22 protein-coding genes and 2 tRNA genes are annotated in these 18,674 nt (G+C 62.1%); 17 read left to right on the forward strand and 7 right to left on the reverse strand.

Annotation, left to right across the window (positions count from 1 at the left end; translation table 11 throughout):
* The first annotated feature begins 36 nt into the window (after nt 1-36).
* The 3 genes from secDF to X742_RS166925 are packed head-to-tail and all read left to right on the forward strand — an operon-like array spanning nt 37 to nt 3,859.
* A complete protein-coding gene (gene secDF / locus X742_RS166935; RefSeq protein WP_023769973.1) occupies nt 37-2,586 on the forward strand; it encodes a protein translocase subunit SecDF in 2,550 nt (849 codons plus the stop codon).
* A gap of 27 nt (nt 2,587-2,613) precedes the next feature.
* Nucleotides 2,614-3,006 carry an Mth938-like domain-containing protein gene (locus X742_RS166930; RefSeq protein WP_023769974.1) on the forward strand — a complete coding sequence of 131 codons (393 nt, stop codon included), beginning with the start codon at nt 2,614-2,616 and terminating at the stop codon, nt 3,004-3,006.
* Nucleotide 3,007: 1 nt separating this feature from the next.
* Nucleotides 3,008-3,859, forward strand: a complete 852-nt coding sequence (locus tag X742_RS166925) for a phytoene/squalene synthase family protein (RefSeq protein ID WP_031247612.1) — start codon at nt 3,008-3,010, stop codon at nt 3,857-3,859.
* Between the two features lie 141 nt (nt 3,860-4,000).
* Here X742_RS166925 and X742_RS166920 read toward each other — a convergent pair whose 3' ends face one another.
* The 4 genes from X742_RS166920 to X742_RS1000000171950 form a co-directional block, all read right to left on the reverse strand.
* On the reverse strand, nt 4,001-4,303 hold the full coding sequence (locus X742_RS166920; RefSeq protein ID WP_023769976.1) for a type II toxin-antitoxin system ParD family antitoxin: 303 nt from the start codon (nt 4,301-4,303) through the stop codon (nt 4,001-4,003).
* A 56-nt stretch (nt 4,304-4,359) separates the two neighbouring features.
* On the reverse strand, nt 4,360-5,772 hold the full coding sequence (trmFO, locus tag X742_RS166915) for a methylenetetrahydrofolate--tRNA-(uracil(54)-C(5))-methyltransferase (FADH(2)-oxidizing) TrmFO (RefSeq protein ID WP_023769977.1): 1,413 nt from the start codon (nt 5,770-5,772) through the stop codon (nt 4,360-4,362).
* Nucleotides 5,773-6,342: 570 nt separating this feature from the next.
* Entirely contained in the window at nt 6,343-6,483 is a 141-nt protein-coding gene (locus X742_RS1000000171945) for a DUF1127 domain-containing protein (RefSeq protein ID WP_013895120.1), read from the reverse strand.
* Between the two features lie 49 nt (nt 6,484-6,532).
* Nucleotides 6,533-6,673 carry a DUF1127 domain-containing protein gene (locus tag X742_RS1000000171950; protein WP_013531315.1) on the reverse strand — a complete coding sequence of 47 codons (141 nt, stop codon included), beginning with the start codon at nt 6,671-6,673 and terminating at the stop codon, nt 6,533-6,535.
* A 235-nt stretch (nt 6,674-6,908) separates the two neighbouring features.
* Here X742_RS1000000171950 and X742_RS166910 point away from each other — a divergent pair, with 235 nt between their 5' ends.
* Together X742_RS166910 and X742_RS166905 are read left to right on the forward strand one after the other, a co-directional pair.
* Entirely contained in the window at nt 6,909-8,027 is a 1,119-nt protein-coding gene (locus X742_RS166910) for a DUF2157 domain-containing protein (protein WP_023769978.1), read from the forward strand.
* The gene (locus tag X742_RS166905; protein ID WP_031247613.1) at nt 8,024-8,608 is read left to right on the forward strand and encodes a GDYXXLXY domain-containing protein; all 585 of its coding nucleotides are present in this window, start codon (nt 8,024-8,026) and stop codon (nt 8,606-8,608) included. The genes X742_RS166910 and X742_RS166905 overlap by 4 nt, the downstream gene beginning before the upstream one ends.
* A gap of 113 nt (nt 8,609-8,721) precedes the next feature.
* Here the strand turns inward: X742_RS166905 and X742_RS166900 are convergent.
* Nucleotides 8,722-8,804: transfer RNA gene (locus tag X742_RS166900), tRNA-Leu, on the reverse strand.
* Between the two features lie 360 nt (nt 8,805-9,164).
* Between X742_RS166900 and tig the strand changes: the two genes are divergently transcribed.
* Nucleotides 9,165-10,649, forward strand: coding sequence for a trigger factor (gene tig, locus X742_RS166895; protein WP_023769980.1), 1,485 nt, complete (start codon nt 9,165-9,167; stop codon nt 10,647-10,649).
* A 174-nt stretch (nt 10,650-10,823) separates the two neighbouring features.
* Nucleotides 10,824-11,324, forward strand: a complete 501-nt coding sequence (locus X742_RS166890; RefSeq protein ID WP_023769981.1) for a hypothetical protein — start codon at nt 10,824-10,826, stop codon at nt 11,322-11,324.
* A gap of 157 nt (nt 11,325-11,481) precedes the next feature.
* Here X742_RS166890 and radC read toward each other — a convergent pair whose 3' ends face one another.
* Complete coding sequence (gene radC / locus X742_RS166885; RefSeq protein ID WP_023769982.1) at nt 11,482-12,243, reverse strand: DNA repair protein RadC; 762 nt, start codon at nt 12,241-12,243, stop codon at nt 11,482-11,484.
* A gap of 187 nt (nt 12,244-12,430) precedes the next feature.
* Here radC and X742_RS166880 point away from each other — a divergent pair, with 187 nt between their 5' ends.
* Nucleotides 12,431-12,814 (forward strand): hypothetical protein, encoded by a 384-nt coding sequence (locus X742_RS166880; RefSeq protein ID WP_023769983.1) that lies wholly within the window; start codon nt 12,431-12,433, stop codon nt 12,812-12,814.
* Nucleotides 12,815-12,845: 31 nt separating this feature from the next.
* Here the strand turns inward: X742_RS166880 and X742_RS166875 are convergent, their stop codons facing one another.
* Nucleotides 12,846-13,526, reverse strand: a complete 681-nt coding sequence (locus X742_RS166875) for a M24 family metallopeptidase (RefSeq protein WP_023769984.1) — start codon at nt 13,524-13,526, stop codon at nt 12,846-12,848.
* Nucleotides 13,527-13,727: 201 nt separating this feature from the next.
* Here X742_RS166875 and X742_RS166870 point away from each other — a divergent pair, with 201 nt between their 5' ends.
* The 9 genes from X742_RS166870 to X742_RS166830 all read left to right on the forward strand — a co-directional run bounded on the left by X742_RS166870 (nt 13,728) and on the right by X742_RS166830 (nt 18,611).
* On the forward strand, nt 13,728-14,150 hold the full coding sequence (locus X742_RS166870; protein WP_023769985.1) for a hypothetical protein: 423 nt from the start codon (nt 13,728-13,730) through the stop codon (nt 14,148-14,150).
* A gap of 111 nt (nt 14,151-14,261) precedes the next feature.
* The gene (locus X742_RS166865) at nt 14,262-14,501 is read left to right on the forward strand and encodes a hypothetical protein (RefSeq protein WP_023769986.1); all 240 of its coding nucleotides are present in this window, start codon (nt 14,262-14,264) and stop codon (nt 14,499-14,501) included.
* A gap of 182 nt (nt 14,502-14,683) precedes the next feature.
* Entirely contained in the window at nt 14,684-14,980 is a 297-nt protein-coding gene (locus X742_RS166860; protein WP_023769987.1) for a DUF982 domain-containing protein, read from the forward strand.
* 168 nt (nt 14,981-15,148) lie between these two features.
* The gene (locus tag X742_RS166855) at nt 15,149-15,412 is read left to right on the forward strand and encodes a DUF6074 family protein (RefSeq protein ID WP_023769988.1); all 264 of its coding nucleotides are present in this window, start codon (nt 15,149-15,151) and stop codon (nt 15,410-15,412) included.
* A 111-nt stretch (nt 15,413-15,523) separates the two neighbouring features.
* Entirely contained in the window at nt 15,524-15,925 is a 402-nt protein-coding gene (locus X742_RS166850) for an autotransporter domain-containing protein (protein ID WP_023769989.1), read from the forward strand.
* A 324-nt stretch (nt 15,926-16,249) separates the two neighbouring features.
* Nucleotides 16,250-17,479 carry a pilus assembly protein TadG-related protein gene (locus X742_RS166845; protein WP_023769990.1) on the forward strand — a complete coding sequence of 410 codons (1,230 nt, stop codon included), beginning with the start codon at nt 16,250-16,252 and terminating at the stop codon, nt 17,477-17,479.
* A 6-nt stretch (nt 17,480-17,485) separates the two neighbouring features.
* Nucleotides 17,486-17,926 (forward strand): TadE/TadG family type IV pilus assembly protein, encoded by a 441-nt coding sequence (locus tag X742_RS166840; RefSeq protein WP_023769991.1) that lies wholly within the window; start codon nt 17,486-17,488, stop codon nt 17,924-17,926.
* 103 nt (nt 17,927-18,029) lie between these two features.
* Entirely contained in the window at nt 18,030-18,383 is a 354-nt protein-coding gene (locus X742_RS166835; RefSeq protein ID WP_245273761.1) for a TadE/TadG family type IV pilus assembly protein, read from the forward strand.
* Nucleotides 18,384-18,535: 152 nt separating this feature from the next.
* A tRNA-Cys gene (locus X742_RS166830) sits at nt 18,536-18,611 on the forward strand.
* The last annotated feature ends 63 nt before the right edge of the window (nt 18,612-18,674 follow it).

Consider the following 18,674-nt stretch of genomic DNA (forward strand, 5'->3'; position numbering starts at 1 on the left):
AGCGATCCGCGGACACGCTCTGACGGACGACGCCCTATGCTTTATTTCTCGCGCTTCAAGATGATCCTGATCTGGCTGGCCGTGGCCGCCACAGTGATCCTCGCCGCGCCCAACCTGTTCCCCGCCAGCACGCTGGCTCAGCTGCCCAGTTGGGTGCCGAAGCGGCAGATGACGCTCGGCCTCGACCTGCAGGGCGGTTCGCATATCCTGCTGGAGATGAACCAGAACGATCTGATCAAGGATCGGTTGGAGACGACGCGCGACGAAATCCGTACACTGCTGCGCGATGCCAAGATCGGCTATACCGGTCTTGCCGGCAGCGGCAAGACCCTGCAGGTCCGCATCACCGATCCCGCCCAGCTCGATGCCGCCAAGAAGGCATTGAAGACTTTGACCGATCCTGTCGCCGCCGGCTTGTTCACCGGCGGTTCCATCCAGGAAATGGCGCTCGATGATTCCGAGCCGGGCCTGCTCAAGTTCACCGTCACCGACGCCGGCATCAAATACCGTACGTCAACTGCATTGGCGCAGTCGATCGAGGTGGTCGAGCGCCGCGTCAACGAACTCGGCACGACCGAGCCTATCGTGCAGCGGCAAGGCGAGGACCGCATCCTCGTCCAGGTGCCTGGCCTGCAGGATCCGCAGCGGCTTAAGGAAATTCTCGGCCAGACCGCGAAGCTGACCTTCCAGATGGTCGACCAGTCGATGCCGGTGCAGGACGCGCTCAAGGCGCGCCCGCCAGCCGGTTCGTCGGTGCTCTATTCCCAGGACGATCCGCCGGTTCCGTACCTAATCGAGAACCGCGTTATCGTGTCGGGTGAAAACCTCGTCGACGCACAGGCGACGTACAATTCGCAGAACAACGAGCCGGTGGTTTCGTTCCGCTTCGATTCCAAGGGTGCCGCCCGCTTCGGCCAGGCCACCGCGCAGAATGTCGGCAAGCTTTTTGCCATCATCCTCGACAACCAGGTGATATCGGCACCGCAGATCCGTGAACCGATCCTTGGCGGCACCGGCCAGATCTCCGGTAATTTCACCGCGCAAAGCGCCAACGACCTCGCCGTCCTGCTGCGCGCCGGCGCGCTGCCCGCGACATTGACGGTGATCGAGGAGCGTACCGTGGGCCCGGGCCTCGGCCAGGATTCGATCCATGCCGGCAAGGTCGCCGGCATCATCGGTTCGATCCTCGTCGTGGCATTCATGTTCGTCGCTTACGGTTTCCTCGGCTTCCTCGCCAACATCGCGCTGGCGGTGCACGTGGCGATGATCGTCGGACTGCTGTCGCTGCTCGGCGCGACCCTGACCTTGCCCGGTATTGCCGGTATCGTGCTGACCATCGGCATGGCGGTCGATTCCAACGTGCTGATCTACGAGCGTATCCGCGAGGAGCGACGCGCCGGTCGCTCGGTGATCCAGGCGATCGACACCGGCTTCTCGAAGGCGCTGGCGACCATCGTCGATTCCAACGTCACCTCGCTGATTGCCACGGTGGTGCTGTTCTATCTCGGTACCGGACCGGTGAAGGGCTTTGCCATCACCTATGCCATCGGCATCCTGACCACGGTCTTCACCGCTTTCACCTTCACCCGCCTGCTGGTGTCGATCTGGCTGCGCCGCGCACGTCCGAAGGAACTGCCGCGCGCACCGGTGACCTTCGTTCCACCCGGCACGAAAATTCCGTTCATGGGTATCCGCCGGTGGACGTTCGCGCTGTCGAGCACATTGTCGATATTGTCCGTCGTGTTGTTCATGAGCGTCGGCATCAATTACGGCATCGACTTCAAGGGCGGTTCCCTGATCGAGGTGCAGTCGAAGAGCGGCGATGCCAATATTGGTGACATCCGCAGCCGATTGACGGAACTGAACATCGGCGAAGTGCAGGTGCAGCAGTTCGGTGCACCCAACGACGTGTTGATCCGCGTCGGCACGCAGGATGCCGGTGAAAATGCCGAGCAGACCGTGATCGACAAGGTGCGCGGCGAGCTGCAGGATCAGTATAATTTCCGCCGCGTCGAAGTGGTGGGTCCGACGGTTTCCGGCGAGTTGGCCAAGCAAGGCACGATCGCCATGATCGTCGCGCTGGCCGGCATCCTGATCTATGTCTGGTTCCGCTTCGAATGGCAGTTCGCGGTTGGCGCCATCGTCGCGACGGTTCATGATGTGGTCATGACGCTCGGTTTCTTCGTCATCACCGGGCTCGAATTCAACCAGTCGTCGCTGGCGGCGATCCTGACCATTATCGGTTATTCGCTGAACGACACGATCGTGGTCTATGACCGCGTCCGCGAGGATCTGCGAAAATACAAGCGAATGCCGTTGCCGCAGCTGTTGAACAACGCCATCAACGAGACGTTGTCGAGAACGACGCTGACGTCCGTGACGACCAGCTTGGCGCTGCTGGCGCTGGTGCTGTTCGGCGGCGAAGTGATCCGCTCCTTCACGCTGGCGATGCTGTTCGGCGTCGTGTTCGGCACGTATTCGTCGATCTTCATCGCGGCGCCGTTGCTGATCCTGTTCAAGCTGCGGCCGCAGGCTTCGGCCGACGAGGAAAAGCCGGTCAGCGGCGGCAAGGCCGTCGCGACCTGACGCGCGGCCCCGAGGGGTGGCAGAGTGATGGGCGGCAAAGGCATCATCATCCGCGAGGCGCATTTCCCCGGCCGCGCGCCGATCGAGGCCTATGGCAACGGCGGCTTCCGCTTTGCCGACATGTCGCATCGCGGCTCTCTCATGTGCCTGCCCACAGGCATCCATGGCTGGGAGCCGGCAAATCCGCTGGCGCTGACGGTGGCGGATTTCGACAGGCTGCTCGCCGAGGCCGACAAGGTCGAGATCCTGCTGGTTGGCATGGGGCGGGATCTCAGGCCGCTGCCGGCGGTGCTGCGGGCGGCGCTGAAGGATGCCGGCATAGCGTCCGACCCGATGTCGACTGGGGCAGCAGTGCGGACCTACAATGTCCTTCTGGCCGAAAACCGCGCCGTGGCGGCCGCGCTCATCGCCGTCGATTGATATGTCGCAGAATACTGAAATCGTCATGGATGCGGTGCGCGTCGCCGATCATGATCGGTATCTCACCGCGCTCTACGCGCCAGCCGACAAGCGCGACGCGCTGTTTTCGCTGTACGCCTTCAATGCCGAGATCGCGGGCATTCGCGACCGCATCCACGAGCCGCTGCCCGGCGAAGTGCGGCTGCAATGGTGGCGCGATGTCATCGCCGCCGGCGGCGAGACGGGCGCGGGCCATCCCACTGCCGAAGCCTTGAACGCCACCATTGCGGCGTTCAAGCTGCCGAAATTAGCTTTCGAGAACATGCTCGAAGCCCGCATCTTCGACCTCTACGACGATCCGATGCCGTCGCGCACCGATCTGGAAGGCTATTGCGGCGAGACGGCAGCCGCGCTGATCCAGCTTGCGGCAATGGTGCTCGATCCTGTCGAGGCGCCAAGGTTCGCCGAACTGGCGGGCAGGGCGGGCTGCGCGCAGGCAATGACGGGCCTTTTGCTTCTGTTGCCGCTGCACCGCAGGCGCGGGCAGTGTTTTGTGCCGGCTGACATCCTGGCGGCGGCAGGCTCGTCACCGGAAGAATTCGTTGCCGGCGATGGCGGCCCTGGTGCGCAGCGCGCCGTGGCCGCGATGATTTCGCTGGCGCGCGAACATCTTTCCGCCTTCGAGCGGGGTGCTGCCGCGCTGCCGGGGCCGTTGCGTCCGGCATTCCTGCCGCTGGTGCTGTCACGCGCTTATCTCGACAAGATGGAAGGCTCGCGCCAAGGTCCGATCAGGGACGTGGCGCGGCTGTCGGCGTTGCGCCGGCACTGGCTGCTGTTGCGCCGTGCGGGCAAGGGCTGGCCAACATTGACGTAAACGTCAATCGTGATGGAAGTCCGCCTGCCGAGAACTGTCGCCGAAGACGACAGGCTGGCCCGGAGGAGATCCCGTTCATGAGCTTGCCCGTGATTGCCTTCACCTTCGGTTTCAACCTGGTCAGGTTCGGATATTCCTTCACTAAGAACGACGGCGAGACGCTGACTTATCATTGTCTCGCGCCAGTTGCGAAATGCGGTCCTTAACTCTGTCGATTGCCTCATTGAGTGGAATGGCGGGTCTCGTATCCTCGATCGACGCCTTCACACGCGCCCTGATCGAGGCCATGCGTTCGGCGTGTTCCTCTTCTTCGCGTTGGAAAGCGTGAAGAGCCGCGCGGATAACCTCGCTGGCCGAGCCGAACGAACTGTCCTCGACTCGTTCGCGGATCATGCGTGCCATCGCGGGTGTGACGGTGACGGATAGTTTCTCGGCTGCTTCCATGGAACGGCTCCGCTCGTGTATACTTTACACCGAGCGTTCCAATCAGAACCGCGAGGTTATTCGGCAGCCTCAGCCGTTTGCGCCGGCACGCCCAGCCATTCACGGCAGTCTTGCAGGGCACGCGAGGTGATGGCGTGGCGCTTGGCAACGGTCTTGTCCTTGCCGCGCAGGCGCTTGCCTTCGATCTTCACCGCTTCCACCGGTGGGAACAGGCCGAAATTGACGTTCATGGGCTGGAAGGAACGCTTTCCCGGTTCATCGTCGGAGACGATGTGGCCGCCGGTGATGTGGTTGAGCAGGGCGCCGAAGGCCGTGGTGAGCGGCGGCAGCGATGGTGTGTGCCCAAGGCGCTCGGCGGCGGCGAAGCGCCCGGCGAGCAGGCCGATGGCGGCGCTTTCGACGTAACCCTCGCAACCGGTGATCTGGCCGGCGAAGCGTAGGCCGGGATGCGACTTCAGCTGCAGCGAGCCGTCGAGCAAGGTCGGCGAATTGATGTAGGTGTTGCGGTGCAGGCCGCCCAGGCGCGCGAAGTCGGCGTTTTCGAGGCCCGGAATCGTGCGGAACACGCGCACCTGTTCGGCATGCTTCAGCTTGGTCTGGAAGCCGACCATGTTGTAGAGCGTGCCCAGCGCATTGTCCTGCCGCAACTGGACGACCGCATAGGCCTTCACCGTCGGATTGTGCGCATTGGTGAGGCCCATCGGCTTCATCGGTCCGTAGCGCAGCGTCTCGACGCCGCGTTCGGCCATGATCTCGATCGGCAGGCAACCGTCGAAATAGGGCGTGCCTTCCCATTGCTTGAACTCGGTCTTCTGGCCGTCGACCAGCGCCTGCACGAAGGCGAGATACTGATCCTTGTCCATCGGACAGTTGATGTAGTCCTTGCCGGTGCCGCCAGGCCCGACCTTGTCGTAGCGCGACTGGAACCAGCAGGTATCCATGTCGATCGTGTCGAAATGGATGATCGGCGCGATGGCATCGAAGAAGGCGAGCGCATCGGCGCCGGTCGCTTCGGCGATCGACTGGGCAAGCGATGGCGCGGTCAGCGGCCCGGTGGCGATGATCGTCTGGTCCCACTCCGCCGGCGGCAGGCCGGGAACTTCCTCGCGCTCGATGGTGATCAGCGGGTGTGCCTCGAGCTTTTTCGTCACCGCGTCGGAAAAACCATCGCGGTCGACGGCAAGCGCGCCGCCTGCCGGCACCTGGTTGGCGTCGCCGGCGCTCATGATCAGCGAGCCGGCCAGCCGCATTTCGGCATGCAGCAGGCCGACGGCGTTGTTTTCGGCGTCGTCGGAGCGGAAGGAATTGGAACAGACGAGTTCGGCCAGGCCGTCGGTCTTGTGGGCATCGGTGCCGCGAACCGGGCGCATTTCATGCAGGATGACGGGAACGCCGGCCTCGGCCGCCTGCCATGCCGCTTCGGAACCGGCGAGGCCGCCGCCGATGATATGGATTGGATTTTTGCTCATGGTCGCCGGAATAATCGCTTGCCGCGGCGATTGCAATTGTCGCGTGGCGGTAACGCGAAACGCCGGGTCGGGAACATCTGCCCCTGAATACAACAACACCCGCCGGGGGAGGAGGTCCGGCGGGTGTCGTTTTGGGGGTCGACCCTCGGGAGGAGGTGAAGGCCGACCGTATTCGCCATCGCCGGGGAGGAGGTCGGCTCAGGCGAAATTCTCTCCGCATTTTTAGAGAGGGCGAAACCTCTGGGGCAAATTCGTTTTCCCCGGGGAAACAGCGCCCGCCGCGGGAGGAGGTGCGGCGGGCGCCGTTTGGGTGGCCAACCTTGGGGAGGAGGTGAAGGTTGGGCCTATTCGTCATCGCCGGGGAGGAGGTCGGCTCGGACGAAATTCTCTTCGCATTTTTAGAGAGGGCGAAACCTCTGGGGCAAAATTCGTTTGCCCCGGGGGGAACAACGCCCGCCGCGGGAGGAGGTGCGGCGGGCGCCGTTTTGGTGGTCAACCCTTGGGAGGAGGTAAGGGCTGACCGTATTCGCCTGGGTCGGGGAGGAGGTCGACCCCAGCGAAATTCCTTGGTTAGATCGCCCTGCGGGCGACGATCTTGATTTCGTCGCGGACGATACCGAGATCATGCAGTTGGCGGTTCGAAAGGCGACCCAGCTCGGTAACCGTCTCGCGATAAACGCGCCAGTTACGATAGTTGCGGATCAGGTTCATTGTCGTTCTCTTTTCAGAAACTTGTTCGGACCATTCGCGGTCCGAAGAATTAGACCGCCTTGCGAGCGACGTAAGGAATGTCGCTGCGGCTAATGCCGAGGTCGGTCAGTTCACGGTTGCTCAGGCGGCTCAGCTCGGAGACGGTGTCCCGGTAGCGGCGCCAGTTGCGGTAGTTGCGGATCAGGTTCATGGTAGTTCTCGTTTCGTCTTTCTTGCGGATCATTCCGTTTGTGTACGAACCATAAGTAGGGGGACCCATATCGATTTAAAAGCGCTATGGCTGCATGGCAGCAATGCAAATTGTGCAATGCAGCATTAACGCGGCTTCACCGACCCGACGCAAGGAAGTCGGAATCAGAAAGTGCCGTAACGTCAACGGTTTGGCCTGATCGGCTGAAAAAAAACCAGCTGGGGGAGGAAGGGGAATGGCGGGCTATTCATCACGACTAAAGTCCGATATCGCGCGGTGGCGGCAGGCAGGCCTGATCGACGCCGCCACAGCCGATTCCCTGACCCGTGACGTCGACGCAAACGCCCGCCGGTCGCTCAGCTTTGGCTCGATCCTCGCGATGATGGCGGCCCTGCTCTTTGGCGCGGCGATCCTGATCTTCGTCGCCGCCAATTGGGAAGCGATCCCAAGACTGGCGCGGGTGGCCGCGCTGTTCGCGGTTATCCTTGGCGGCTATGTCGGCGGCGCGGTGCTGAAGACGCGCGACCATGCGGCGATCGGCGAAGCCCTGTGGATCGTGGCTGCTGCCGCGTTCGGCGGTTCGATCGCCCTGATCGGGCAGATGTACCATTTGTCCGGCGACCAGGCTTCCGCCCTGGTCACCTGGGGCGCCGGAACGGCGTTGGCCGCGGTGGCGCTGCGCTCCAACGCGCTGACCGTGGCAGCGGTCGGTGTCGCCGATGCCTGGCTGTTCCTGAAAGGGTTCGACTATTACAGCCGCAGCGAGTTTCCGCACGCTTTCGTCGTCATGGCGGTGGTGCTGTTTGCCGTTTCGTTCTGGACCCGCAGCCAGTCGGCAAGGCACCTGATCATCCTGTCGCTGCTCTTCTATCTCGTGCTGTTGGCCATGGATCACGCGACCCTGCCAGTGGCGATCCCTCTGGTCATCGTCTCTGTCGTGCTTTTCGCTGCTGCCGTCCTTGCGCCGGAACCGGTCGACAGGATCGTGCAACTTGGCGGCCGTTTGCCCCTGCACGCGCTGCTTGGCTTTCTCACCGGCCTGGCCATCATCCAGTTCGAACTGGCTGACGAGAGCACCTACAACAGCGGTTTCGCGACCGCTTCGGTCGTCGCATTGGCTGGTATCGTCGCGGCAATCGTGTTCGCAGGCCGTGAGAGCCGTGGCCTGCGCTGGCTGGCCTATCTCGGCTTCGCCTTCGAACTCGCCATGATTTATGTCGTGACGCTTCAGTCGATGCTAGACACCGCCGGCTTCTTCCTTGCCGCGGCGCTGCTGCTCGGGGTGCTTGCTATCGTCATCATCCGCGTTGAAAAACGCATGAAGGGTCCGGCCATTGGGGGAGCCACGGCATGATGACCGGGAAGAGGCTTGTCATCTCGGCGCTGGTGCTGGCGCTCGCCCAGCTCGGTTTTCTCAGTTGGATCATCGCCAGCCGGGCGGCGATCCTGCGTAACGGCAAGGAAGTGCTGCTGAAGATCGAACCGGTCGATCCCCGCGACTTACTGCGCGGCGACTATATCGTCCTTGGCTATGACATCTCGCGCATACCGGTGAAAATGATCGCCAACATTGCGCCGGACAAACAGTCCAGCGACGACACCTCGATCGTGGTCCGGCTAAAGAAGGGCGCCGACGGCTACTGGACGCCGACCGCCGCCTGGTTCGGCACGGCGCCGACGCCGGCCGCCGCGGACGAAGCCGACATTTCGGGCCATGTCGCCGCAGGTTGGGACCTTCGCGGCGAAGGCATGACGATCGCCCCGGATTACGGCATCGAGCGCTTCTATCTGCCCGAAGGCGAGGGGATGGCGATCCAGAGCGACATGCGGGTGCGCCCGTTCGGGATCAAGCTGGCGCTCGCCGCCGACGGCACGGCGCAGATCAAGGCGCTGATGGATGGCGACAAGACGCTTTTCGAGGAGCCGCTTTATTAGGGTCGTGAGACGCGCGATAACGAGGCCGGTCCTCCTTCGCCAGGCTTCGGAGCACGCTCCTTCGTCTAGCGAGCGTCGGGTGGCCTGCCACCCGACGCTCGAAGCGCGAAGGGTGGTGCGGGTAGAGGGACTCGAACCCCCACGATCTCTCGCCAGAACCTAAATCTGGTGCGTCTACCAGTTCCGCCATACCCGCGTGGCCCGGCAATCCCATGTAGCCATCATTCTGTCAATGTCGGAGACAAGATGTCGGCTCAGGGCCGGAATGTTGGTTATTCGCCTGAACGCGAAGACTGTTGAAAATTGGGCTCGCCTGTGACAAAAGGCGTGTCAAATGTGACGGAACGCGACGATCCGCTTCTACAAAATGTGATAAGAAGTAGGAAAAACAAGAACTTATTCACATTTTGGAACGCAGTTTGGGAGAGTTTGAGCCGTATTTCCGGTCAAATCGCCAGGTTCCGTACCAAAAGCCATTCCCGGCAAGAATTACCGGCAGGCTGTGAACGGCAGGGAGCCGTTTGGCAGCCTCATTGGTGAAAACAAAGGTTTTACGATGCAGGTCACCGAAACACTCAATTCCGGTCTCAAGCGCGAGATCAAGATCACCGTGCCGGCCGGTGATATGGAAGCCAAGCTGATGGCGCGGCTGTCGGACGCCCGCAACAAGGTCCGCATCAACGGCTTCCGTCCGGGCAAGGTGCCGGTGCAGCACCTCCGCAAGGTCTATGGCAAGTCGTTCATGGCCGAAGTGGTCAACGAGATCCTCAACGACTCGACCCGCTCGATCATCACCGGGCGCGGCGAAAAGGCCGCCATGCAGCCCGAGGTCATCATGACCGAGGACGAGAAGGAAGCCGAGAAGATCCTGGCCGGCGGCGCCGACTTCGAGTTCCGCCTCAACTACGAGGTCATTCCGGCGATCGAGATCAAGGATTTCTCCGACATCAAGGTGACGCGCCAGGTGTTCGACGTGCCGGATTCGGAAATCGACGACCAGGTCAAGCGCGTCGCCGAATCGGCGCGCAGCTACGAGCCGAAGACCGGCAAGGCCGCCGAAGGCGACCGCGTCACGATCGACTATGTCGGCAAGATCGACGGCGAGGCTTTCGCTGGCGGCGCCGGCACTGACCAGCCGCTGGTGCTGGGTTCCAAGGAGTTCATTCCGGGCTTCGAGGATCAACTGATCGGCGCCAAGGCCGGTGACGAGAAGCAGGTCACGGTGACCTTCCCGGAAAACTACCAGGCGGCGCATCTGGCCGGCAAGGAAGCGACCTTCGAGGTAACCGTCAAGGACGTATCGAAGCCCGGCGACCTCGAAATCAACGACGAGACCGCCAAGAACCTTGGCCTGGAATCGCTCGAGCGCTTGCGTGACATCGTGCGCGGCCAGATCGAGAACCAGTTCGGCTCGATGACGCGCCAGAAGGTCAAGCGCCAGCTGCTCGACCAGCTCGATGCGGCCTATTCGTTCGAAGCGCCGTCGAAGCTCGTCGAAGCCGAGTTCAACAACATCTGGGCGCAGGTCAACCGCGACCTGGAAGCCGCTGGCCGCACCTTCGCCGACGAAGAGACCACCGAGGAAGAAGCGCGCGCCGAATACATGCGCCTTGCCGAGCGCCGCGTGCGCCTTGGCCTGGTGCTGGCCGAGATCGGCGAGAAGGCGGGCGTCACGGTTTCGGACGAGGAACTGCAGCGCGGGCTGTTCGAGCAGGTTCGTCGCTTCCCGGCCAACCAGCAGCAGGAAGCCTTCGAGTTCTACCGCAGCAATCCCGAGGCGCTCAACGCGCTGAGGGCGCCGATGTTCGAGGAGAAGGTTGTCGACCACCTGCTCGAACAGATCTCGGTCACCGACGTCAAGGTCAGCAAGGAAGAGCTGATGGCCGACGACGAGGAAGACGACACCAAGGGCAAGGCGAAGCCGGCCAAGAAGGCCGCGTCGAAGAAGGCCGAAGCCAAGGCAAGCGATGCCGCTGACGAGGCGGAAGAGCCGAAGAAAAAGGCCGCGCCGAAAAAGAAGGCCGCCAAGGACGCCGAATAGGTCGCTCATTGCAGCGAATTCCGATAGGCCGCCTCTGGGCGGCCTTTTTCGTTGCCAAACTGCAACATCGGATTCGTTCCTGATGGGCACCGGTGGCGATACGAAGCCTTGATCATTATCTGGTTGGTTGGAAGACCAGAGGTAATTGGTGATGTCGTTGGGGTGTTCGTGGGAATGAGGCGCGCTGCCGCCACGGTGCTTTTCCTTGCCTGGGCCTGCGGCGCTGCCGGGGCCGGTACGGACAATTGGCGTTTTGACACCGCCAATGACGGCCTTGTCACCGCCTCGGTCTATGCCACCAACAAGCTCATCACCGGAGGCGGCGCGCTGAGCTACAGCCCGGTGCTGACCATCGCTTGCCGGGCTGACGGGGAGCCGGCCTGGACCGAATGGCTGCAATTGAACGACGCGGTCTCCGCCAGCCGGAAAATCACCATGTCGGTTACCATCGACGGCGCCGGCAAATTCGACGAGAGCTGGTCCGTCGGCACGCGCGGCAGGCAGCTGATGCGCGACGGCGCCGATGGCATCAAGCGCCTCGTTCCGGCAAACCGCCTGCTGCTGTCATGGCGCTTCGGATTGTTGTCCGGGCGGGGCCAAGCCGATTTCGACCTCGCCGGCTTCGACGAGGCGGTCAGCCAGATTGCCGGCAGCTGCAAGACCGGTCGGCCTTGATTTTAGAAGAGTGGCGATCTTTTGGGCTGTCGCTACTGGAAGATTGATCCGCGAAATGCGCGGTATCAGCATCGTTCTTTCAACGATTGAATGATCTCAAATTCGGGCGAGGATAATCGCCAGCGCCGTGGCGGTGCTGCCTCGCTGAATTCTGGACCTAGATCAGCAGCAGGCCCTTCATGCTGGAATAGCCCTTGCGCCCGATTATGATGTGGTCATGCACGGAAATGCCCAGCCGCTTGGCGGCCTCGATGACCTCTTTCGTCATGGCGATATCGGCACGCGACGGAGTCGGGTCGCCGGAGGGGTGATTGTGGACCAGAATGATCGCGGTAGCCGACAGTTCGAGCGCGCGCTTGACCACTTCCCTGGGATAGACGGGCGTGTGGTCGACCGTGCCTGTCTGCTGCACCTCATCTGATATCAGCGCGTTCTTCTTGTCGAGGAAAAGGATGCGGAACTGCTCGCGCGCCTCGAACGCCATTGCCGAGCGGCAATAGTCGAGAAGCTGCTGCCACGACGAGAGGATTTCGCGGCCCTGAACCTCGCCGCGCGCCATGCGCTGGGCGGTCGCCGCGACGACCTTCAGCTCGATCGCCACGGCCGGTCCGATGCCCTTGACCTCCTGCAACAGGCCGACGGGCACGCCGAGCACTTCGGCCAACGTGCCGAAGCGGGCCAGCAGCGCCTTCGCGACCGGCTTGGTGTCGGCGCGCGGGATCAGGCGGAAGAGCAGGAGTTCCAGAAGTTCATAATCGGGCAAGGCATCTGGGCCGGCCGAGGCAAAGCGCTCGCGCAGACGATCGCGATGGCCGAGATAGTGAGGCTTTTCGGTAGGAGCCTGTCTGGCCTTCGTGGCTTGCCGCACCGGCGCCTCGGAGAAGAAACTCCGTTCGTCGTCATCGCCTTGTGTCGCCATGTGCCGCCCATCCAGCCCGAGCAATGATCGCTGATCCCCGCGAAATACTAGGACGGCGGGCAGGGTGCGGTCGAGGTCTTTTCGGCGGCAAGGAATGAGTAGCCTCCGACTTCGACGCAATGTTGCGGCAATGGGGGTCGCGCAAGCTCACCGCATTGCCATTGATGGCCCGCATCGGAGAACCAAGATGCCCAGCCTCGTTCGTATCCTGCTATACGTCGGACTGTTTCTAGGCTTCGGTCCTGCAATGGCTGCCCCGGTGATCGATGCCGTACCCGCCGGTAGCCGCTCCGATCAGAGCCTTCCGATCCATTTCATCCAATACGATGATCCCTGCACGGACGGGCGTTACAGCGACGGCAAGCCGCATAACTGCCGGGAGCTCTTGCGCATGCTGGACCGCCGGGATCGTTATCGGGAACGGCACGACAATTACCCGCGCCAACGCTACGATCCCTGCACCGATGGCTGGGTCAGCGATGGCCGACCGCGCAGTTGCCGGAAAATAATGCGCTGGCTACGAGATATGGACGAGGATGAAGACTGGCGGCCACGCAAGCACTGGGAATAGGCCGCTATTCAAAGAACCTCGCCACGTCGTCCTAAGCCGGCAAGCCCGGACGGTCGAGCTTTTTGGGCGACAGCGTGAAAATCTCGCAGCCGGTGTCGGTCACGCCGATCGTGTGCTCGTACTGCGCCGACAGCGAGCGATCGCGCGTCACCGCCGTCCAGCCATCCGACAACACCTTCACATGCGGCCGGCCAAGATTGATCATCGGTTCGATGGTAAAGATCATGCCGGCGCGCATTTCCACACCTTCATTGGCGCTGCCATAATGCAGGATGTTGGGGGCGTCATGGAACAGCTGGCCGACGCCGTGGCCGCAGAAATCGCGCACCACGGAGCAGCGCTCCGCTTCGGCGTAGGTCTGGATGGCGGCGCCGATGGCGCCGGTGCGCGCGCCCGGCCTGACCGCGGCGATGCCGCGCATCAGGCACTCATGGGTGACCTCGAGNTGATTGATCGAGGTGCAGGAGGATTTCGTGTAACCGCGATAGTTGAGTGTGGCCGGCAGCGCACCGTTGTCCATGCCGAACTCGAAGACGAAACGGTCGATCGTGTCCGTGGTGACGCCGGGACCGACCATTGGCACCAGCTCGTCCAGGCAGCGCGCGGTGAGGTCGCATGCCTTGCGCATGCCGGCAAAGCCTTCCTCGCCATAGAGGCGGATCTGGCCGGTGTTTCTGAGCGGTGCCGTGGCGGCGTCGAGATAGGTGACCATTTTGTCCATATCGAAGGTGGCGCGCGGCAGGAGTGCAGGCGCGTGGATCCCACCAGATTTGGCACTTGGGGGCGAATGGTTCAAGGAAGAACTGCCTGATGTGGCCCCAGCCGCCCGGATATTCGCTTGCCGAGGCTATACTTTTTCCCGTTTTTCGCGGCGTTGCTTTCCTTTGAGGCAATCGTGCGTTAGGGCGGGTTTATGTTTTGGAGATCGCTTCCGTTCGCGGCGACCAGGCGCTTCAAGTCGCTTGAAGCGCCACTGACGCCAGCCTGCTCATGTCTGATGGGCCTTGTGCTGCTGGCGATGCTGTGCCTCGGCCGGCCGCACACGCCCATTTCCTGGGATCGTGCGCAAGGCGGTGCCAGCATCGGCCTGGAACGGTCGGGGGAGGTGGCAGCGCTGCTGCGTGTCACCAGCAAGGCCCAGGCGCTGGAGGTTCGCGGCGCCCGGCCGGTGATCGCCAAGTTCGCCGGCGGCCATCCGACCCTGTCGGTTCCGCAGGCTGTCTTCCGTCGGTTGGCCCCGACGTCGCGGGAGATGTCTGTTGCCGGCCGTGGGCCGGTCTCCGCGCCTCGCGTGAGCACCAACCAGCCACGTGCGCCACCGTCCATACGACCCTGAGCGGTCCGGGACCGCACGTTCACCTTCATTCCAAACCATTCGCGTCGGGACCCGTGCGGCGGCCGAGAGCCGCGCATTGGTGGCGAAGCGCGTCATTTTCGGATCATTGCAATGCAACAGCGTATCAAGACATTCAAAAGCCTGTCAGGCGCGGCCTCGGCTGCTTCATTTCTTTCCGTCCAGGCTTTCATCGGCATCGGAACCGTTTATTGGGCAATCGCGGAAACGCTCTATTTGTCGGGAGCCGGAGCGCTCGTCCTTGGCGTGCTGTTTGCCTTGCCGTCGGCCTACGTTCTGCTGATGGCGGTACGCATGGCCTTCGACGCGGAGACCGATCCGGCAAACCAGTAATCGCTGCGGGGGCGAAGGAAAGCACTGCCGGGCCGCCTGGTGCGGGCAGGCTTTGCCTTTGCCCGCTGCAGCAAAGCGGCGGCTTTCCGCAGTGACGACACATTTCCGTGGCACAAAACGGACAAAGCAACTTTTGACCACGAACGGCGTTGCTTGGGCGATGCCGGTTCGGGAGATGTCGAATGGACAGATTGCAATTCGAGGTGCCGGTGCGCATCGCACCAGGCCCTGGCTTGCCCGTCGAGGAAATCTACAGCGTCGAGCAGGCGCTCGATTTTCTGCAGGATTGGCCGGCACGCCGGCAGGGGCCAGTGTATCAGAAAGCCTTCAACGCCTGCTTCGGTGCCACGGTGGACGTGGTCGAGACCGAAGACGCCTGCCGGGCATTCATGGCGTTCTGCCGTGTCACCGGACTGATGGCCGGCGACATGATGGTGCCGCGCAAGCGCGGCGGCGAGGCGAGAGCATTGGAGGCCTGAGGGCCGCAGCGAATGGCCGGGTGAAACAGTCCGGCTTCGAGAGTACATGACAATTCGCGTGCGCGAGGTATCGGCCGGTCACCGTTAAGCTTCCGTTTCCACCTTCGGGGTTAGCCATTGCTTGTTCGGCAATGGTTGATTCGTTGCGTCAGTTTCATGGTTCGGAAGATGTACCCAGAAAAAGTCCGTGCGTTCCCGATCGATCGTCAGCTATTCTTGGTCAGGGAAGTTGCCGCCAAGCTCGGCAATCTGCATGGCGAGACCGCCACTTCGTTCTGGAAGGCAAAAGCGACGGAGTTGCTCGATCTCGTTGTCGGGACGGGCAGGGACAGAACGGCAGCCAGCGACGAAGTACGCAGGTTCTTCCTGGCAGTGCAAAGAGAATTGTTGGCTGAGTCGAACGGCGAGTCCGTGCCAGTTCTTTCTGCCTGAAGAAGCTGACGATCAATCCAGCCGGATATCGCTTACCGGGACAGGCGCTGCCGCCGCTGATCCAAGTGCGGGCGTGCAGCACTACACCTGCAGCAGTAATGATCCAGCGCGGTGAACGATCACGCCGGCGACGCCTGCCAGCAAACGTCGCTTGGCACTGGCGCGCTCGGCTTGAGCTTCGACCACCGCGTCGTCACCTCGCTGCCGGTCTCCCTCGGCCTGCAACTCGACACGACGATCGCCATCGGCGGCGACCAGTCGCTGCAGGCCTGGGGTCGTGCGGCATGGGTCCACGAGTTCGAACCTGACCGTTCCGTCAGGCCGAGCTTCCAGGCAGCGCCGGGCTATTCCTTCGTGGTCCAGGGCGCCGCGGCAGCTGAGGACGCGGTCGCCGTCAACGCCGGCCTGAAGATGAACTGGAGCAACAACACCAGGATGTTTGCCACGTTCGATGGCAAGTTCGGCGACGGCGTGCAGACCTATGGCGGCAATGTCGGCTTCAAGGTGAACTAGTAGGCAACGGTACGGGAGAAGCGAAGAGGCTCGTGCAATCCCCTTGTTGACGCGCATGCCATTCAGGCCTTGCGCCGGAGTCTTGGACAAATGGCCGAGACGGGCAAACAAGAACACTGTGCCCAGGGAATGTCTCGTGCCCATCGGGGCATGTCATTCGCGGTGTCTGTCATCAGGCAACGGTAGACCATTCCTGCCTGCCGGCCGGTGGCTTCCCGTTCTTCCAGTTTGGCGGCGGCCGCCAATCAAACAATGGCACCCCTGATCGAAAATGAGCCTAAGTTTTTAGCCTTTCGTTCATATATGCGTGCTTTCTAATTGATCATGGTGTTCAACTGCTTCACCCGGATACGGCTGACGGCGGCCGGCATAGGTCGCAGCAGAGCCGCGAACGTCGCCACCATCTTTGCCCTCACCCTGCCGATCGTTGTCGGCGCGGCGGGTTTTGGTGTGGAAACCTCCTATTGGTACTATAATAGCTTGAGACTGCAGGCCACGGCGGATGCCGCGGCCTATGCCGGCGCGCTGGAGCAGATCTCGGGTTCCGACACGCCGACGATCGTCGCGGCGGCGACCCAGTCGGCAGCGACGAATGGGCTTGGCGTAGGCACGATCGTTGTCAACACGCCGCCCGCATCCGGACCGAACACGGCCAAGAAAGCGGTTGAAGTGATCGTCGGCCAAAAGCTCAATCGGATGTTCACTCTGATCTTCACTCAGACCCAGGTTCCAGAACAGGCGAGGGCGGTGGCCCTGATCACCAATGCTTCGAAGGCCTGCATGCTGGCGCTCGATCCGACCGCCTCGCAGGCTGCCCTCTTTTCAGGCAACACCAGCGTGAAGGTCACAGGCTGCTCGGTGATGGCCAATTCGATCGCCTCGGATGCCATCAAGCTTCAGGGATCGGCGGGTCTCCAGGCCGATTGCCTGATAACGGCGGGCGGCATCTCCCTCAGCAACCCCGTCACCACCGTTTGCGCGGCCCCGATCACACAGGCGCTGCCTGCCGCGGATCCATTTGCCGGCCTGCCGGCCCCGGCGGCCTCGAACCCCTGTCAGAATGCCAACAAATCAGCGCTGGGACCGGGTACATATTGCAATGGACTGAGCTTGAGCGGCAGCGTGACGCTGCAGCCTGGCGTTTATGTCATCCAGGGTGGCGATTTCAAAGTGAACGCCAACGCCAACATAGCCGGCAATGGCGTACTCATTTACCTCGCCGCTGGATCGCGTGTGTCGATGAATGGCAACGCCACGGTCAATCTGAGCGCGGCGACATCCGGCATCTACTCGGGCGTGCTGATGTATGGTGACAGAACGGCCACCGGCGGACAGAGCACCTTCAACGGCACGGCAACCTCGCTGCTGACGGGCGCGCTCTATTTTCCCAAGCAGCAGGTCAATTATCTCGGCAATTTCTCTGGCCAGAACGGATGCACGCAGGTTGTCGCCGATATGATCCAATGGTCCGGCAACTCGACCATCAATCAGGACTGCACAAGTCTCGGAATGCGCGACATTCCCGCCACGCAATCCGTAGCGCTGGTCGAGTAGCCTTCCATGGAACGACCATCGGTTCCGATCCTGAGCGATGATACCGGCGTCGCCGCGGTCGAGTTCGCACTAGTGCTCCCTTTCCTGTGCGTGGCGTTGCTTGGTATCCTGGACGGTTGGTCCTATGTGACCAGCTCGCTGTCGATGCGCGCCGGCGTGAAGACCGCCGCGAACCTGATCATGGCTGGGTCGACCAATGATACGGCGACCCAGGCCGTTGCCATTGCGAGCTGGGAAAAGCGGCCGGCGGACGGCCAGGTCGCCCTAAGTCGGATCTATATGTGCGGGACGACCGTTGTCGACGCGTCCACTTTGTGCAGCGGGCCGAAGGCGCCCTCGGTCTTTGTTCAGATCCAGGCGTCCGCCACCTGGGAGCCGCCCGTCACCTTCGGCGTCTTTTCCGCCTCCAGCACCATCGGCCACCTGGAGGTGATCCGTGTCCGCTAGGGGTAGTGCAGGAAAGGTGCCTGGTGGGTTTCCTTTCGGAATTGCGTCGATAGGCAACTCGGGAGCAAGCGCGTTCAGGTGGGATCGGTCCGGCGGGGCCGGGTTGGAATTCGCGCTCATAGCGCCGTTCCTTGTCATGCTGTTGTTCGGAATCTTTGCCTTTGGTTGGTCGATGAACGCCGTCTCCAGCGTTCGCTATACGCTGGAGACGACGTCGCGTTCGCTGCAACTCCAGAACACGTTGTCCCAAGCCGCCCTGCAATCGATCGCGACGCAGAAACTGCAGGCCCTGGGCCTGAAGGATGTCAACGTCACCATCGCTATCGATCCCGTGAGCGGCGGCTTTCGCATGGCGCATCTGACCGCCACCTATGCCTTCGTCATAGACTTTCCTTATTTCAACGTCTTCCCGATCAACTACGCGACGACGGTTACCGTGCCGCTGGTCGGCAGTTAGACACGTAGGCTATCCCTGCCATGTCGGCGAAGGAGTCTTGGAACTGTTCCATTCCGCCCAGTAACGGACTCTTTTGCCAGGGCGGGATTGCCGAAATTTTTACCCAAGCTATCAAGAATCCTTAAACGTCTGCCCTTTACGAAAGCACGTATGGCCTCGTGGCGGAGCGGCTACGCTAGAGACTGCAAATCTCGGAAGCCTCGGTTCGATTCCGAGGCGAGGCCTCCAAATTCCGATGCGGCTGGTTCCATTCCGCATTACGCCAAGCGGTTCCGCTTGGGTGCAAAAAGC

Source organism: Mesorhizobium sp. LNHC229A00, assembly GCF_000502415.1.
GTDB lineage: Bacteria > Pseudomonadota > Alphaproteobacteria > Rhizobiales > Rhizobiaceae > Mesorhizobium.

Coding starts and splice junctions, on each gene's coding strand:
- secDF (WP_023769973.1), top strand. CDS start 37: ATGCTTTATTTCTCGCGCTTCAAGATGATCCTGATCTGGCTGGCCGTG.
- X742_RS166930 (WP_023769974.1), top strand. CDS start 2,614: ATGGGCGGCAAAGGCATCATCATCCGCGAGGCGCATTTCCCCGGCCGC.
- X742_RS166925 (WP_031247612.1), top strand. CDS start 3,008: ATGTCGCAGAATACTGAAATCGTCATGGATGCGGTGCGCGTCGCCGAT.
- X742_RS166920 (WP_023769976.1), bottom strand. CDS start 4,303: ATGGAAGCAGCCGAGAAACTATCCGTCACCGTCACACCCGCGATGGCA.
- trmFO (WP_023769977.1), bottom strand. CDS start 5,772: ATGAGCAAAAATCCAATCCATATCATCGGCGGCGGCCTCGCCGGTTCC.
- X742_RS1000000171945 (WP_013895120.1), bottom strand. CDS start 6,483: ATGAACCTGATCCGCAACTATCGTAACTGGCGCGTTTATCGCGAGACG.
- X742_RS1000000171950 (WP_013531315.1), bottom strand. CDS start 6,673: ATGAACCTGATCCGCAACTACCGCAACTGGCGCCGCTACCGGGACACC.
- X742_RS166910 (WP_023769978.1), top strand. CDS start 6,909: ATGGCGGGCTATTCATCACGACTAAAGTCCGATATCGCGCGGTGGCGG.
- X742_RS166905 (WP_031247613.1), top strand. CDS start 8,024: ATGATGACCGGGAAGAGGCTTGTCATCTCGGCGCTGGTGCTGGCGCTC.
- tig (WP_023769980.1), top strand. CDS start 9,165: ATGCAGGTCACCGAAACACTCAATTCCGGTCTCAAGCGCGAGATCAAG.
- X742_RS166890 (WP_023769981.1), top strand. CDS start 10,824: ATGAGGCGCGCTGCCGCCACGGTGCTTTTCCTTGCCTGGGCCTGCGGC.
- radC (WP_023769982.1), bottom strand. CDS start 12,243: ATGGCGACACAAGGCGATGACGACGAACGGAGTTTCTTCTCCGAGGCG.
- X742_RS166880 (WP_023769983.1), top strand. CDS start 12,431: ATGCCCAGCCTCGTTCGTATCCTGCTATACGTCGGACTGTTTCTAGGC.
- X742_RS166870 (WP_023769985.1), top strand. CDS start 13,728: ATGTTTTGGAGATCGCTTCCGTTCGCGGCGACCAGGCGCTTCAAGTCG.
- X742_RS166865 (WP_023769986.1), top strand. CDS start 14,262: ATGCAACAGCGTATCAAGACATTCAAAAGCCTGTCAGGCGCGGCCTCG.
- X742_RS166860 (WP_023769987.1), top strand. CDS start 14,684: ATGGACAGATTGCAATTCGAGGTGCCGGTGCGCATCGCACCAGGCCCT.
- X742_RS166855 (WP_023769988.1), top strand. CDS start 15,149: ATGTACCCAGAAAAAGTCCGTGCGTTCCCGATCGATCGTCAGCTATTC.
- X742_RS166845 (WP_023769990.1), top strand. CDS start 16,250: ATGGTGTTCAACTGCTTCACCCGGATACGGCTGACGGCGGCCGGCATA.
- X742_RS166840 (WP_023769991.1), top strand. CDS start 17,486: ATGGAACGACCATCGGTTCCGATCCTGAGCGATGATACCGGCGTCGCC.